At 61.4% G+C, this 16,091-nt stretch carries 12 protein-coding genes; 2 read left to right on the top strand and 10 right to left on the bottom strand.

Annotated elements, in window-relative coordinates; translation table 11 throughout:
* Positions 1-42: 42 nt before the first annotated feature.
* The 3 genes from FEE99_RS09965 to FEE99_RS09975 all read right to left on the bottom strand — a co-directional run bounded on the left by FEE99_RS09965 (position 43) and on the right by FEE99_RS09975 (position 4,837).
* Positions 43-852, bottom strand: coding sequence for a putative RNA methyltransferase (locus FEE99_RS09965; protein ID WP_041478139.1), 810 nt, complete (start codon positions 850-852; stop codon positions 43-45).
* Positions 852-2,003 (bottom strand): succinyl-diaminopimelate desuccinylase, encoded by a 1,152-nt coding sequence (gene dapE / locus FEE99_RS09970; protein WP_041478138.1) that lies wholly within the window; start codon positions 2,001-2,003, stop codon positions 852-854. Before dapE ends, FEE99_RS09965 begins: the two co-directional genes overlap by 1 nt.
* Positions 2,004-2,245: 242 nt before the next feature.
* Positions 2,246-4,837 (bottom strand): glycosyltransferase, encoded by a 2,592-nt coding sequence (locus tag FEE99_RS09975; RefSeq protein WP_041478137.1) that lies wholly within the window; start codon positions 4,835-4,837, stop codon positions 2,246-2,248.
* 214 nt (positions 4,838-5,051) lie between these two features.
* Here FEE99_RS09975 and tcdA point away from each other — a divergent pair, with 214 nt between their 5' ends.
* Positions 5,052-5,870: a tRNA cyclic N6-threonylcarbamoyladenosine(37) synthase TcdA gene (gene tcdA, locus FEE99_RS09980; RefSeq protein ID WP_039762445.1), complete on the top strand. Its 819-nt coding sequence runs from the start codon at positions 5,052-5,054 to the stop codon at positions 5,868-5,870.
* An 89-nt stretch (positions 5,871-5,959) separates the two neighbouring features.
* Here the strand turns inward: tcdA and FEE99_RS09985 are convergent, their stop codons facing one another.
* From FEE99_RS09985 to FEE99_RS10000, 4 genes are all read right to left on the bottom strand, one after another.
* Positions 5,960-6,364, bottom strand: a complete 405-nt coding sequence (locus tag FEE99_RS09985; protein ID WP_041478136.1) for a SufE family protein — start codon at positions 6,362-6,364, stop codon at positions 5,960-5,962.
* A complete protein-coding gene (locus FEE99_RS09990) occupies positions 6,361-7,566 on the bottom strand; it encodes an aminotransferase class V-fold PLP-dependent enzyme (RefSeq protein WP_041478135.1) in 1,206 nt (401 codons plus the stop codon). Before FEE99_RS09990 ends, FEE99_RS09985 begins: the two co-directional genes overlap by 4 nt.
* 131 nt (positions 7,567-7,697) lie before the next feature.
* A complete protein-coding gene (gene dapD, locus FEE99_RS09995) occupies positions 7,698-8,732 on the bottom strand; it encodes a 2,3,4,5-tetrahydropyridine-2,6-dicarboxylate N-succinyltransferase (protein WP_041478134.1) in 1,035 nt (344 codons plus the stop codon).
* Positions 8,733-8,763: 31 nt separating this feature from the next.
* The gene (locus tag FEE99_RS10000; protein ID WP_050977860.1) at positions 8,764-9,072 is read right to left on the bottom strand and encodes an arsenate reductase; all 309 of its coding nucleotides are present in this window, start codon (positions 9,070-9,072) and stop codon (positions 8,764-8,766) included.
* 346 nt (positions 9,073-9,418) lie between these two features.
* Between FEE99_RS10000 and FEE99_RS10005 the strand changes: the two genes are divergently transcribed.
* Positions 9,419-11,050: a Na+/H+ antiporter gene (locus tag FEE99_RS10005; RefSeq protein ID WP_041478133.1), complete on the top strand. Its 1,632-nt coding sequence runs from the start codon at positions 9,419-9,421 to the stop codon at positions 11,048-11,050.
* 45 nt (positions 11,051-11,095) lie between these two features.
* Here the strand turns inward: FEE99_RS10005 and dapC are convergent, their stop codons facing one another.
* The 3 genes from dapC to map all read right to left on the bottom strand — a co-directional run bounded on the left by dapC (position 11,096) and on the right by map (position 16,042).
* On the bottom strand, positions 11,096-12,295 hold the full coding sequence (gene dapC / locus FEE99_RS10010; RefSeq protein ID WP_041478132.1) for a succinyldiaminopimelate transaminase: 1,200 nt from the start codon (positions 12,293-12,295) through the stop codon (positions 11,096-11,098).
* Between the two features lie 221 nt (positions 12,296-12,516).
* Positions 12,517-15,219 (bottom strand): [protein-PII] uridylyltransferase, encoded by a 2,703-nt coding sequence (locus FEE99_RS10015; protein WP_041478131.1) that lies wholly within the window; start codon positions 15,217-15,219, stop codon positions 12,517-12,519.
* Positions 15,220-15,259: 40 nt separating this feature from the next.
* A complete protein-coding gene (gene map, locus FEE99_RS10020) occupies positions 15,260-16,042 on the bottom strand; it encodes a type I methionyl aminopeptidase (protein WP_024011828.1) in 783 nt (260 codons plus the stop codon).
* Between the last annotated feature and the right edge of the window lie 49 nt (positions 16,043-16,091).

Genomic DNA, 16,091 nt, shown 5'->3' on the forward strand with positions numbered 1-16,091 from the left:
CGCGGATTTAGCCGGCCCCGGGCCTGTGCCCGAGACCAAAAGTTATTGAAGAACGAAATAATCGTAGCGCATCGACACGGTGGTCTCGAACGGCTCGGCCTGTTCGATCACCGCCGCACGACGCTCGGCACTGGCACGCCAGCCGTGAGGCGTCATCGCCAACAGGTTGGCGCGGTCCTCGGGCTTGTCCAGGGTCAGCTTGAATTCCAGGGTTTCGCTGTGCGCCAAAACCATGCCTTCCGGCACCAGGGCCAGGTGCTTGTCGTCGGTGTACTCGCGCACTTCGTCGTACAGGCGTTCGCGCAATTCCATCAGATGGCCACGGGTCGGGCCGACTTTCATCAGCCCACCGCCGACGCTGAGCAGACGCTTGGCTTCCTCCCAATCCAACGGACTGAAGACGCTGGCGAGAAACTGGCAACTGCCTGAAGCCAATGGCACGCGGGCCATGCTGGCGATCAACCAGGTGATCGCCGGGTTGCGTTTGCAGGCGCGTTTGACAGCTTCGCGGGAGATGTCCAGCGCGTAGCCATCAGCGTTCGGCAAAGCTTCGGCGATTTGCGCGGTGTAGTAACCCTCGCCACAACCGATATCGACCCAGCGCTCCGGCGCGTAACTCGCCGCCAATTCAGCCAGACGTTTGGCCACTGGCGCGTAATGCCCGGCGTTGAGGAAATCACGCCGTGCCTCGACCATCGCTTGATTGTCGCCCGGGTCGCGGCTGTTCTTGTGCTGCACCGGCAACAGGTTCAGATAACCCTGGCGCGCACGGTCGAACCGATGCCCGGCGGGGCAGACCACGCCGTTCTCTACCGCGTTGAGCGGTTCACTGCAGATCGGGCACGCGAGCATCAGGCGAGCAACTTGATCAGGGTCTGGTAATAGATTTCCGTCAGCACATCGAGATCCGCCGCCAGCACGCGCTCGTTGACCTGATGGATGGTCGCGTTGACCGGGCCCAGTTCAACCACTTGCGTGCCCATGGTCGCGATGAAACGGCCATCGGAGGTGCCGCCGCTGGTCGACGCCTTGGTCTCGCGACCGGTGATGTCCTTGATGCTCGACGATACCGCATCGAGCAGCGCGCCCGGTTCGGTGAGGAACGGCAGGCCGGACAGCGCCCAGTCGATGTGCCAGTCCAGACCATGCTTGTCGAGAATATCGGCAACGCGTTTCTGCAGGCCTTCGACGGTCGATTCGGTGGAGAAACGGAAGTTGAACACCGCCACCAGATCACCCGGGATCACGTTGGTCGCGCCGGTGCCGGAATTGACGTTGGAAATCTGGAAACTGGTCGGCGGGAAGAAGTCGTTGCCGTGGTCCCAGTGCTCGGCGGCCAGCTCTGCCAGCGCCGGAGCGGCGAGATGGATCGGGTTCTTCGCCAGGTGCGGGTAGGCCACGTGACCCTGCACACCTTTGACCGTGAGCTTGGCGCCGAGGGAACCGCGACGGCCGTTTTTCACCACATCGCCGACCAGCGTAGTGCTCGACGGTTCGCCAACGATGCACCAGTCCAGACGCTCGTTGCGCGCGACCAGACGTTCGACCACAGCCTTGGTGCCGTGATGCGCCGGGCCTTCTTCATCGCTGGTGATCAGGAAAGCGACCTTGCCTTTGTGGTTCGGGTAATCGGCGACAAAGCGTTCAGCGGCGACGGTCATCGACGCCAGGCTGCCTTTCATGTCTGCCGCGCCACGGCCGCAGAGCATGCCATGTTCGTCGATCACGGCATTGAACGGATCGATCTGCCATGCGGTAACCGGACCGGTCGGCACCACGTCGGTGTGGCCGGCGAAGCACAGCACCGGGCCGTCGTTGTTGCCGTGGGTGGCCCAGAAGTTATCCACATCTTCGATGCGCATCGGCTCCAGGGTGAAACCGGCATCGCCCAGGCGCTGCATCATCTGCTTCTGGCAGTCGGCATCGACCGGGGTTACGGAGGGACGGCGGATCAGGTCGATGGCCAGTTGAAGGGTCGGCGATAGGTCGGCGTGGGCCGTCATGGAAAACTCCGGGATCATGGGGTGTGAGCTTGGGCTTCTAATGTGGGAGCGAGCCTGCTCGCGAAAGCGGTCTACCAGGCACCTTAAAGGTTGAATGTTACAACGCCTTCGCGAGCAGGCTCGCTCCCACAAGGGACAGGGGTGGTCAGTCAGACCGGTTATCACGCCAAGCCCCGCAAAATGGCGGTTATCTTAAAGCAAAACGGCGACCATTGGCCGCCGTTTAGTGCTGCGTTGCGGATTTAGACGACCGGTGCCGGCTCAGCCTTGGCCGCAGGTTTGGGCAGCGACGACAGGAACGCCATGATCAGCGCGGCCAGATACGGCAGCGACTGCACCAGCAGCATGGTCACCCAGAAGCGCATGTCATTGCTCGGAATGCCCTGCACCAGGAAAATCCCCAGCGCCGCGCCCCACAGCAACAGCATGATGAACAGCTCCTCGCGAGCCTCGCTGATCGCCACCCAGAAACCGTGGTTGTCAGCGTTTTTCGGCGTGCGGAAGAACGGAATGCTGGTGGTGAAGAAACCGTACAGCACCGCTTTGGCGATGGTGTGCGACAACGCCAACCCGGCCAGCGCCGCGCAGAACGCATCTTTCAGATTCACGCCGACGGCGCGACGGTAGAGGAAGATGATCTTGCCGACCTTGAACACGAACAGCGCCAGCGGCGGGATCGCGAAAATCAGCAACGGTGGATCGACCCGTTGCGGCACGATGATCATCGCCGCCGACCACAACAGCGCGCCAACGGTGAAGAAGATGTTCATGCCATCGGCAACCCACGGCAGCCAGCCGGCGAGGAAGTGATAGCGCTGACCACGGGTCAGTTCGGTGTCCTTGCCGCGCAGCAGGCTGCGGGTGTGGCGCTTGATGATCTGGATCGCGCCATAGGCCCAGCGGAAACGCTGTTTCTTGAAGTCGATGAAGGTATCCGGCATCAGGCCCTTGCCGTAGCTGTCGTGGTAATACGCCGCCGACAGGCCTTTCTCGAACACGCGCAAACCGAGTTCGGCGTCTTCACAGATGCACCAGTCAGCCCAGCCCAATTCTTCCAGCACCGAGCGGCGGGTCATGGTCATGGTGCCGTGCTGAATGATCGCGTCACGGTCGTTGCGGGTGACCATGCCGATATGGAAGAAGCCTTTGTATTCGGCGTAGCAGAGCTTCTTGAAGGTGCTTTCGTTCTGGTCGCGATAATCCTGCGGAGACTGCACCACGGCGATTTTCGGGTCGGCGAAGTGCGGCACCATGTGCTTGAGCCAGTTCGGGTGCACGCAGTAATCGGAGTCGATCACCGCAATGACTTCGGCGTCCTTGGCGGTGTGCGGGATCAGATAATTCAGCGCGCCGCCCTTGAAACCGGCCAGCGGCGAAACGTGGAAGAACTTGAAGCGCGGGCCGAGGGTTGCGCAGTAGTCACGCACCGGTTCCCACACCGCCGGATCCTTGGTGTTGTTGTCGATGATCAGGACTTCGAAATCCGGATAGTCGAGCGCGGCCAGGGCATCGAGGGTCTGTTTGACCATCTCTGGCGGCTCGTTGTAGCAGGGCACGTGGATCGACACTTTCGGCCGGTAGTCGGAATCGCCCAGCACCGGCAGGAATTCCCGCCGGCGCTTGTGAATCCACACCGCTTCGGCCAGTTCATGGGCCTCGGTGAGCAGGACGATGAATACCCCGAGCGCACCGAGCGCCAGGAGGAATCCGACCGTGAGGCTGAACCACGTGCTGTATTGCTGGCTGTAGTCGTAACCGATGTACACCAGCACCGAGCCGCAGAGGAACGCGATAAACGTCAGGAACGTACGACCGCGCTGGCGCAGGGCCGAGCCGTCGATCATCAGCAGGGTCAGCGACAGCAGCGCCAGCACCACTGAGCCGATCGCCAGTACGCGCCATTGTGGAATCGCCACCACCGGGCCTTCGAAATTGAATTTCTGCTGGCGCGCGGCGTTGAACACGCCCCAGTAGGCGCCGACCGAACCTTCGTCGCTGGCCTTCCACGGCTGATCGAACGCTTCGATCACGAAGTAGTTGAAGCCTTGGCGATTGAGCTTGTTGACCAGCGTGCGCAGATAAATTGCCTGATCTGCCGGCGATGCATCGGCGCCACCGCGCATGCGACCGTTGCTCGGCCAGCCGACTTCGGACAGCAGCAGCGGTTTTTTCGGAAAGAGTTTTTTCAGATCGCGGGCGCGGTCGAAGACGAACTGGCCGGCCTTGTCCACCGGAATGAATTCCCAGTAGGGCAAGACGTGGGCGGCGATCAGGTCAACGTGTTTGGCCAGTTGCGGGTATTTCTCCCAGATGTGCCATTGCTCGGAAGTGGTCACCGGTACTTTGACCGCAGCGCGCACCCGATCCAGCAGAACGATCAGGGCTTCCGGGGTGATTTCTTCACGAAACAGCGCTTCGTTGCCGACCACCACGCGCACGACGCTGCGCGAGGTGTTGGCCAGTTCGATGGCTTTGGTGATTTCCCGTTCGTTGCGTTCCTGGTCCGGGCTGATCCAGATACCGAGGGTGACGCGCAGGCCGAATTCCTCCGCCAGTTTCGGGATGTCTCCCAGCGAACCGTCGACTGAATAGATACGGATGTTGTCGGTCAGCTTGCTCATGATTTCCAGGTCACGGCGCATTTCATCGTCAGACGGATACTGATCCTTCTGTGGGAATTGGCCTTGCTGGAATGGCGAATACGAGAAGCCGGAGATTTGCTGCGGCCAGTTCGGCGCCGTGACCGGGCGATTGACCAGCGCCCAGAAACCGGTGAACAAGGCAGCGATGGCCAGCACCACCACCAGGTTGAGTCCAAATTTACGCGATGACATAGCTGTTTCGGGTTCCAAAGGCTGTGGAACGAAGGATCGGTCGGATAGACGCCCGAGGGGCGCGCATCCTACACCGGCGGTTAACCAGTCGTACAACTGACGGGAAAATGCCTGACATTGGGCAGCCGTCTCTGACTTAAGTTCTTACACTTGTCGCTTGCAGCTTAAAACTTGTCGCTGCGTAGCCCTATAATGCGCGCCGGTTTTTGGGGTAATGGTCATGAGTACAGAAGATCCGCGGTTTGCAGGCATCGCCCGGTTGTATGGCATCGAGGGCCTGGAACGCTTGCGCGCCGCCCATGTGGCGATCGTCGGCGTTGGTGGCGTCGGTTCCTGGGCGGCGGAAGCCATGGCCCGTTGCGGGGTGGGCGAGATCTCGCTGTTCGACCTTGATGACGTCTGCGTCAGTAATGCCAACCGTCAGTTGCACGCCTTGGACAGCACTGTCGGCAAACCCAAGGTCGAGGTGATGGCCGAGCGCCTGCGCGGGATCAACCCCGATTGCACGGTGCACGCCGTGGCCGATTTCGTCACCCGCGACACCATGGCCGAATACATCACGCCGAACATCGACTGCGTGATCGACTGCATCGATGCGGTGAACGCCAAAGCGGCGCTGATCGCCTGGTGCAAACGCCGCAAGATCCAGATCATTACCACCGGCGGCGCGGGCGGGCAGATCGACCCGACGCTGATTCAGGTTTGCGACTTGAACCGCACCTTCAACGATCCGCTGGCCTCGAAAGTCCGTTCGACGTTGCGCCGGGACTACGGCTTCTCCCGCACCGTGACCCGTCACTACAGCGTGCCGTGTGTGTTTTCCACCGAACAGCTGCGCTACCCGAAACCGGATGGCAGCATTTGTCTGCAGAAGAGTTTTGTCGGCGACGGCGTGAAGCTCGACTGCGCCGGCGGATTTGGCGCGGTGATGATGGTTACCGCGACATTTGGCATGGTCGCGGCGACCAAGGCTGTGGACAAGATTGTCGCTGGTGTTCGGCGCCCGGCGGACCGGGTCAAGCCTCAAGCCTGAAGGTATTAATGAGGGCCTCTTCGCGAGCAGGCTCGCTCCCACAGGGAAATGCATTTCCATTGTGGGAGCGAGCCTGCTCGCGAAGGCGATTAGCGCGCCAACTCATTCATCCGCTGGAGCACGGCATTCAGGCCATTACTGCGCGAAGGCGACAACTGCCGCGACAGTCCCAGCTGATTGAACCACTCCGGCAGATCCACCTGCTGCAACTCCACCGCCGACAATCCGTTGACCCGCAACAGCAGCAACGCCACCAACCCGCGAATCATCCGCGCATCGCTGCTCGCCTTGAACTGCCAGTGCCCGTCGTGTAAATCCCCGACCAGCCACACCTGGCTCTCGCAGCCATGCACCCGATTGGCCTCGCACTTTTGCGCGTCATCCAGCGCCGGCAAGCGATCGCCAAACTGCATCAGCAGTCGTGCGCGCTGTTCCCAGCCCGCCGCATTGTGAAACGTCTGCAGGGCTTCGGCCGCTTCAACCGGCAAGCTCATCGCAACAACTCCAGCGCCTGATCCAGCGCCTCGAAAAAGCGCTCCAGATCTTCCGAGTTGTTATACAGCGCCAACGACACGCGAATCGCGCCGGCCAGTTCGAAGCTTTTCATCAACGGCATGGCGCAGTGATGCCCGGCGCGTACGGCGATGCCTTGTTCGGTGAGCAGATGCGCCAGATCAGCGTTGTGCACGCCTTCGACGACAAAACTGGCCAGCGCCAGTTGCGGCTTGCCCAGCAGGCGAATGCCATTGCGGGCGGCGAGGCCGCGCAACAGATAGTCGTGCAGTGCCGCTTCATGGGCAGATACGGCGTCCTGATCCAAACCGGCCAAGTAGTCGAGGGTCGCTCCGAGGCCGATGACACTGGCGATTGGCGGTGTGCCAGCCTCGAACCCCAACGGCGCCGGGCGGAAGCGCGAATCCTGATAGTTGGCGTCCAGCACCATCTCGCCGCCGAACTGCCATGGCTGCAATTGCTCCAGCGCAGCGTTGCGTCCGAACAGCACGCCCAGTCCCTCAGGGCCGTAGAGTTTGTGGCTGGAAAACACATAGAAGTCGCAACCCAGCGCCTGCACATCATGCCGGCCGTGCACCACGCCTTGCGCGCCATCGACTACCGTCAGCGCGTTCTGCGCCTTGGCCATGCCGAGCAAAGCGGTCAGCGGTTGCCAGGCACCAAGGACGTTGGACAGCTGACTGACTGCCAGCAAACGCGTGCGCGGGCCGATCAGATGCACGGCAGCGGCGAGGTCGATCAGGCCGTCGGCATCCAGCGGCAGGATCACCAGTTTCAGGTTGCCGCGTTGCGCCAGTTGCTGCCACGGCAAAAGGTTGGCGTGATGCTCCAGAGCGCTGATGACAATCTCATCGCCCGGCTCGAACAAATGTTCAAGACCGTAAGCCAGCAGATTCAAGGCACTGGTGGCGCCGTGCGTGAAAATTATCTGCCCGCTGTCACCGGCATTCAGCCACTGGCCAACCTTGCGCCGGCTGTCTTCGAACGCTTGTGTCGCGTGGGCACCGGGCAGGTGTTGCGCACGATGCACATTGGCCGCGCCGTTGGCGTAGTAATGCGTCAGTGCGTCGAGCAGGGCCTGGGGTTTTTGCGTGGTGGCGGCGTTGTCCAGATAGGTCTGGTCTTGCCGTTGCAGCGCGGCGATGGCCGGGAAATCGGCGCGCCACGGGGAGGGGATCATCATGGGTTCAGCCCTGTGAAATTGGGCGGGGTGTACGCCAAACCTTGTGGGAGCGAGCCTGCTCGCGACAGCGTCCTTGAGGACGCCAGAAGCTTCGCGAGCAGGCTCGCTCCCACAGGAGGTCGATGTGCTGCTTAGTTGTGAGCGTGCAGCGCTTCGTTCAGTTCGATCGCCGATTTGTGGGTCTTGCATTCCACTGCACCGGTTTCCGAATTGCGCCGGAACAGCAGATCAGTCTGACCGGCCAGCTCACGTGCTTTCACAACCTTGACCAGATTGTTGTTTTCGTCGAGTAGCGCAACCTTGGTGCCGGCGGTCACGTACAGGCCCGACTCCACAGTGTTGCGGTCGCCCAACGGGATACCGATACCAGCGTTGGCGCCGATCAGGCAGCCTTCACCGACCTTGATCACGATGTTGCCGCCGCCCGACAGGGTACCCATGGTCGAGCAACCGCCGCCCAGGTCCGAACCCTTGCCGACGAATACGCCAGCGGAAACGCGGCCTTCGATCATGCCCGGGCCTTCGGTGCCGGCGTTGAAGTTGATGAAACCTTCGTGCATGACGGTGGTGCCTTCGCCGACGTAAGCGCCCAGACGCAGACGTGCGGCATCAGCGATACGCACGCCGGCCGGTACCACGTAGTCGGTCATCTTCGGGAACTTGTCCACAGAGAACACTTCCAGCAGTTCGCCGCGCAGACGCGCTTCGAGTTGCATTTCCGCCAGTTCGCTCAGGTCGATCGCGCCCTGGCTGGTCCACGCCACGTTCGGCAGCAGCGGGAAGATACCGGCCAGGCTCACGCCGTGCGGCTTGACCAGACGGTGCGAGAGCAGATGCAGCTTGAGGTAGGCCTCAGGCGTGGAGGTCAGTTGCGCGTCTTCGGCCAGCAGCGTGGCAACCAACGGCTTGTGGCTTTCAGCCAGGCGGGTCAGCAGCTTGCCTTGCACGGCGTCGATGCCTTTCACGGCTTCAGCCAGTTGCGCGGCCTGGGCGGTGGTGAAGGTGATGGCCTGGTTGCCTTCGGTGTAACCGAGGATCGGCGCAACAGCCGCGACCAGTTCGGCCGAAGGATTGAGCAGTGGCTGGGCGTAGAACACTTCCAGCCATGCGCCTTGACGGTTCTGGGTGCCGACACCAAAGGCGATGCTGAACAGGGAATTGGACATGTGAATACCTCTACAAAGAGTGACGGGCTGCTTACTTCAGAGCGGCCGCGTAGATATCTGGCTTGAAGCCAATCAGGGTTCGGTCACCGAGATCGAGCACCGGGCGCTTGATCATCGAGGGTTGCGCGAGCATCAGTTCGATGGCTTTCGCTTGGTCGAGATCGGCTTTGCGTTCGTCGTCGAGTTTGCGAAAGGTCGTGCCGGCGCGGTTCAGCACGGTTTGCCAGCCGTGCTCGTCGCACCATTGGGTCAGGTGCTCACGGTCAATGCCGGCGGTCTTGTAATCGTGAAAGTCATAACTGACAGCGTGTTCATCGAGCCAGGTGCGCGCCTTTTTCATGGTGTCGCAGGCTTTGATGCCGAAAAGGTGCAACGTTTTACTTGAAACGGCCAAGGAATCGCCCCCTTTACAGGTGCTGGAAAAAAATGGTGACGGATTATGCCATGACCGGACGGTTTCGTCGGCCACGGTTGTCGTAACGCTGTAAAACCTGTGGGAGCGAGCCTGCTCGCGAAGAGGCCATATCAATCAATATCTCTGTGTGCTGAACGACCGCTTTCGCGAGCAGGCTCGCTCCCACAAGGGGGTCGCGTTCCGGTCGTGCGACATAGGTGCAACGGTCAGCCACAGCCTAAGGCGCTAATATGGCAGTTCAACGCTGTCGATCGCCTGAGATTTTCGTTTTATGCAAACTGCTTACACCGTCCTGATCCTGCTGATGCTGGTCAGCGTCTCGCGCTTGGTTGGGCGCGTTATCCCGCTGCCATTGCCGCTGGTGCAAATCGCCGCCGGTGCCTTGCTCGCCTGGCCGACCCTGGGGCTGCACGTCGCCCTCGACCCGGAATTGTTCCTGTTTCTGTTCCTGCCGCCGTTGTTGTTTTCCGATGGCTGGCGCATGCCCAAACGCGCCTTCTGGCAATTGCGCGGACCGATCCTGACCCTGGCCGTCGGCCTTGTTTTGTTCACCGTGGTCGGTGCCGGCTATTTCATTCATTGGCTGTTGCCGACGATTCCGCTGCCGGTGGCCTTCGCCCTTGCAGCGGTTTTGTCACCGACGGACGCCGTGGCGGTTTCAGCGATTTCGCAAAACCGTCTCCCCACGCCGCTGATGCACATCCTTCAGGGCGAGGCGCTGATGAATGACGCCTCAGGCCTGGTGACCTTCAAATTCGCCCTCGCTGCAGCGGTCACGGGCGTGTTTTCGCTGACCAATGCCAGTCTGACCTTCGTCGCGGTGGCGCTCGGTGGGCTGGCGGTCGGTGTGGCGTTGAGCTGGCTGGTCGGGCGCCTGCGCGCGTGGATGATCGCCCGGGGCTGGGACGATCCGGCCACGCATGTGGTGTTCATGTTGCTGCTGCCGTTCGCCGCTTACGTACTGGCTGAACGTCTGGGCGCTTCGGGCATTCTTTCGGCGGTGGCGGCGGGGATGATGCAAAGCTGGCTCGACCTGCTGCCGCGCCAGACCAGCACGCGGCTGCTCAACCGCAGCGTTTGGGCGCTGCTCGAATTTGCGTTCAATGGCTTGATCTTCCTGCTGCTTGGCCTGCAATTGCCAGACATCATCAAGGCCGTGGTCAGCCATGAGCCGACGCTGTGGCCGACGTTGTTCTATCGCTGCCTCGATGTATTGGCGATTTTCGTGGCGCTGGTGCTGCTGCGGTTCATCTGGGTGCAAAGCATCTGGCGCTTGTCGGTGTTGCTGCGCCGACTGCGCGGCAAGGGCGAGCTGACCCAAGTGCCGACGGCGCGTTCATGCTGGTTGCTGACGGTGGGCGGTGTGCGCGGGGCGGTGACGCTGGCAGGCGTGATGTCGGTGCCGATGCTGATCGGCGCCGAGGCTTTTCCTGAGCGCGACTTGCTGATCTTCATTGCTGCCGGGGTGATTCTGCTGTCGCTGGTCTCGGCCTGTATCGCGCTGCCCTTGCTGCTGCGCGGCATCGACAAAAGTCCCGACGACAAGCGTCGTCAGGAAGTGCGCGACGCCTGGCGCAAGACGGCCGAAGCGGCGATTCACTCGCTGGAAACCGAAGAAGTCGTCCCGCAGGATGCCGCTCAAGCGGCGCTGGCGGCGGAGCTCAAGGCGCGGATCATGTCCGAATATCGCCATCAACTTGATGTGTTCAATGATTCTGCCGAGGCTCAGGCGCTGGCATTCCAGATGGATCTGCTTGAGCGTCGCCTGCGTTTGAAAGCGCTGCGCGCGCAACGCCTGGAACTCTACAGCCTCAGTCGTCAGCACCAGATCGGTGATGACGTGTTGCGAGAAGTGCTCGGGGAACTGGATTTGAGCGAGGCCAATCTGGGCCAGGTCAAATAACCGGTTGAGCGCTTGCAGCAGGGGACTGCCGCAAGCGCTCCGTGATCACTTCTGGCGGGTGATGAAGTCACGAATCCGTTCGGCGGCTTCGACGCATTCCGCCAGCGGCGCAACCAGTGCCATACGCACACGGCCGGCGCCAGGATTGACGCCATCGACATCGCGAGACAGATACGAGCCCGGCACCACGGTCACGTGTTCCTGCTCGAACAGATCGCGGCAGAACGCCGCATCATCGCCCTGCACATTCGGCCACAGATAGAAGCTGCCATCCGGGCGCTGTACGTCCATCACCGGGCCGAGGATCTCCAGCACCGCATCGAATTTCTCCCGGTACAGCGCACGGTTGGCGCGCACATGCACTTCGTCATTCCACGCGGCAACGCTGGCCAGTTGAGTCTGTACCGGCATCGCGCAGCCGTGGTAAGTGCGATAGAGCAGGAAGCCCTTGAGGATGTCGGCATCGCCGGCAACGAAGCCTGAACGCAGGCCTGGCAGGTTGGAGCGCTTGGACAGGCTGTGAAAGACCACGCAGCGCTTGAAGTCATTGCGGCCGAGTTCGACGCAAGCACTCAGCAGGCCCGGCGGCGGCGTCTGTTCGTCGAAGTACAGTTCGCTGTAGCACTCGTCGGCGGCAATGACGAAGTCGTACTGATCAGCCAGGGCGATCAGCTTCTTCAGGGTCTCAACCGGAATCAGCGCGCCGGTCGGGTTGCCCGGCGAGCACAGGAACAGGATCTGGCAGCGCTGCCAGATGTCTGGCGAAACGGCGTCGAAGTCCGGGTTGAAGCCGTTTTCATCCAGGCACGGCAGGTAATGCGGCTTGGCCCCGGCGAGAAACGCCGCGCCTTCGTAGATCTGATAGAACGGGTTCGGGCTGACCACCAGCGCATCGTCGCCACGATTGACCACGGTCTGGGTGAAGGCGAACAGCGCTTCACGGGTGCCGTTGACCGGCAGCACATTGCGCGCCGGATCGATCCAGCCGTTCGGCACGCCAAAACGACGCTCGCACCAGCCGGCGATGGCTTCGCGCAGGGCCGGAATGCCGAGGGTAGTCGGGTACACCGCCATCTGATCCAGATTGTTCGCCAGCGCTTCGGCGACAAAACTCGGCGAACGGTGTTTCGGCTCGCCGATCGACAGGGCGATCGGGCGCTTGTCCGGGTTCGGCGTAACGCTGCCGAGCAGGGCGCGGAGTTTTTCGAACGGGTACGGCTGGAGCTGGTTCAGAGCGTTGTTCATTGGGGCCTCTTTTAAATGCTCAAGAGCTTTCTGTGGCGAGGGGCTTTATCCCCGTTGGGCTGCGCAGCGGCCCCAAAACCATCACTGCGGTTCAACTGAATGTCCGCATGCACAGGGTTTACGACTGCTTCGCAGCCGAACGGGGATAAATCCCCTCGCCACAGGGGATTGTATGTACCGGAGGAAAGCATGGGCTGCATTCACAGGGATAAACGGGTGATTCAGATACTGATCCGCGAAAGTTTGATATCCGGTTCCTGATTGACGCTCAGTTGTTCGACGATCGCATCCTGCAAACGGCTGCACAGCAGCGGATCGGACAGCGGTTGGTTGTGCGCGTCGGTGATGAAGAACACGTCTTCCACACGCTCGCCCAGGGTCGCAATCTTGGCGTTCTGCAGCGACAGGTCGAACTCGAGGAAGATCCCCCCGACCCGCGCCAGCAGGCCCGGCCGGTCAGGCGCCGTCAGTTCCAGCACGGTCACCGGACGCTGGGCGTCGTTGTGAATGGTCACTTGCGGCGCAAAGGCGAAGTGTTTGAGCTGACGCGGCACCCGGCGCTGGATGATCGTCGGGTAGTCGTCCGGGTTGCGCAGGGCTTCGGTGAGGCCTTCACGGATCTGCTTGATCCGCGCCGGGTTGTCGCCGATCGATTCGCCTTCGTTGTCGAGCACGATGTAGGTGTCGAGGGTGAACTGGCTGCTCGAGGTGATGACCCGGGCATCGTGAATGTTCAGGTTGAGCTGGTCCATCGCCGCCACGGTCACGGCGAAGAAGTCGTGCTGGTCCGGTGCATAAATGAAGATCTGCGTGCCGCCCTCGAACTCGCGCTGGGTGGTTTCCTTGATCAGCACCAGCGGCCCGCCATCCACCGGTTGCTGCAGGATCGCATCGCTGTGCCAGGCCACGTCGCCGGCGGTGTGGCGCAGGAAATAGTCATCGCCCAATTGCGCCCACAGCTGCTCGACGTCGTCCGGGTCGGTGCCGCCGCGCACCAGAATGTCCAGCGCCGCGCTTTGTGTCTGGCGGATCTGCTCTTCGCGATCCACCGGATTTTCCAGACCCCGGCGCAGGGCTCGTTTGGTCTCGGTGTAGAGCTGGCGCAACAGGCTGGCGCGCCATGAATTCCACAGCGTCGGATTGGTCGCGTTGATGTCGGCCACGGTCAGCACATAGAGATAGTCGAGGCGTGTTTCGTCGCCGACCGCCTGGGCGAAATCGTGGATCACCTGCGGGTCGGACAGATCCTTGCGCTGCGCAGTGGTGGACATCACCAGGTGGTTCTGCACCAGCCAGACGATCAGGCGGCTGTCCCACACCGGCAACTGATGGCGCTGGCAGAACGCCTCGGCATCGACCGCGCCAATCTCCGAGTGATCGCCATGCCGGCCCTTGCCGATGTCGTGATACAGACCGGCCATGTAGATCAGCTCAGGTTTGGGTAGCTTGGCCATGAGCTTGGCGGCCAGCGGAAATTTCTCCGAGACCTGGGTGTACTGCAGTTTGCGCAGGTGCTTGATCAGGTTCAGCGTGTGCGCATCGACCGTATAGATGTGGAACAGGTCGTGCTGCATCTGTCCGACGATAAAGCCGAACTCCGGCAGATAACGGCCGAGAATGCCGTAACGGTTCATCCGCCGCAGATTGCGGTGGATACCGATCTTGCACTTGAACAGCTCGATGAACAGGCTGGTGTTGCGGATATCGTTACGGAAGTTGTCATCGATCAGATGACGATGTTCGCGCAGCAGACGAATGGTGTCGGCGCGCACGCCTTTGATTTCCGGCTGCTGGGCCATCAGCACGAAAATTTCCAGCATGGCGAACGGCGTGCGGCGGAACACATTGTCATTGCGCGCCTCGATGTAACCGTCATGCAACTGGAAGCGCGAGTTGATCGGTTGCGGCGGCGCTTCGTCTTCCGGGGCGAGGATGACTTCCTCGAAGTGCTGGATGATCAGATCGCTCAGTTGGGCGATGCTCATCACGGTGCGGAAGTACTGCTGCATGAAGTTTTCGACCGCCTGTTTGGCGTCGTCTCCTTCAAAACCAAGCAGGCCGGCAATGGTGCGTTGATGATCGAACAGCAAGCGGTCTTCGGAGCGGCCGGCGAGCATGTGCAGGGCATATCGCACTTTCCACAGAAATTCCTGGGAGGAGGCGAGCAGGGCATTTTCGCTTTCGACCAGAAAACCTTCGCCGGCGAGGGCGCGCAGGTTCAGGGTGCCGTACTGTCTGCGGGCGACCCAGAGGATTGTCTGAATGTCACGCAGACCGCCGGGCGAGCCTTTGACGTTCGGTTCGAGGTTGTATTCGGTGTCGTTGTATTTGTGATGACGAGCCTTCTGCTCGGCTCGCTTGGCCAGGAAGAACTCCTTGGCCGGCCACATGTGCGCGGTGCTGGTGACGTCGAGCATGCGCTGGCGCAGACGCTCGGGGCCGCAGATAGTCCGGCTTTCCATCAGATTGGTGACCACGGTCAGGTCGGCGCGGGCTTCTTCGGCACACTCATCGACCGAGCGCACGCTCTGGCCGACTTCCAGACCGATGTCCCACAACAGCGTCAGAAAACGCTCGATGGAGTCGCGGAAAACTTCGTGGTCAGCGCTGTCGAGCAGGATCAGCAGATCAATGTCGGAATAGGGATGCAGCTCGCCGCGGCCGTAGCCGCCTACCGCCACCAGGGCGATGTCGGCGTCTTCGCTCCAGTTGAACTGCTCCCAGGCCTTTTGCAGGATGTTGTCGACAAACCAGGCGCGGTCTTCGATCAGGCGGCGGATGTCGCGGCCCTTGCGAAAACGCGTGTCAAGGACCTCGCGAGCCTGGCGGATCGCCTTCTTGAACGCCGCGATGGGACTCGCTTTGAGGGCCAGTTCAGCCTGGAACTGGCCGCGGTCGAAGAGTTCGGGATCCACCTGCGGCATCGATTGGCTTTCCTTCTATAGGCTGGGAGCGTTCTGGGTGTCAGGCCGAGATACGCGGGATGGTGTCATCGCTGCGCAAAGTGAAAATCTCGTAGCCGGTGTCGGTGACCAGCAGGGTGTGTTCCCACTGTGCCGAGAGCTTGCGGTCCTTGGTGATTGCGGTCCAGCCGTCGCCGAGCACCTTGGTGTCGGCCTTGCCCTGGTTGATCATCGGCTCGATGGTGAAGGTCATGCCGGCCTTCAGTTCCATGCCAGTGCCGGCGCGACCGTAGTGCAGGATCTGCGGCTCTTCGTGGAAGACCTTGCCGATACCGTGGCCGCAGAACTCGCGCACCACCGAGAAACCGTTCTTTTCCGCGTGCTTCTGGATCACTTCACCGATGTCGCCGAGGCGGCAGCCGGGCTTGACGATCTCGATGGCCTTGTACATGCATTCCTGGGTGACCTGCGACAGGCGCTCGGCCCAGACCGGCACTTCGCCGACGTGGAACATGCGGCTGGTGTCGCCGTGGTAGCCGTCCTTGATCACCGTGACGTCGATGTTCAGGGTGTCGCCGTTTTTCAGCGGCTTGTCATTCGGGATGCCGTGACAGACCACATGGTTGATCGAAGTGCAGATTGACTTCGGGTAGCCCTTGTAGTTGAGCGGGGCGGGGATGGCCTGCTGCACATTGACGATGTAGTCGTGGCAAATCTGGTTGAGCTGATCAGTGGTCACGCCCGGTTTGACATGTTCGGCAATCATTTCCAGCACATCGGCGGCCAGTTTGCCGGCGACACGCATGCCAGCGATGTCCTCGGGGGTTTTGAGGTTGACGGTCATACAGGCTCTCTCTGCGCTCGGCGGCGCTTACGGATACGAATTGGGTGGC

Origin of the sequence: Pseudomonas sp. ef1 (assembly GCF_007293365.2) — a bacterium.
Taxonomy (GTDB): Bacteria; Pseudomonadota; Gammaproteobacteria; order Pseudomonadales; family Pseudomonadaceae; genus Aquipseudomonas; species Aquipseudomonas siliginis.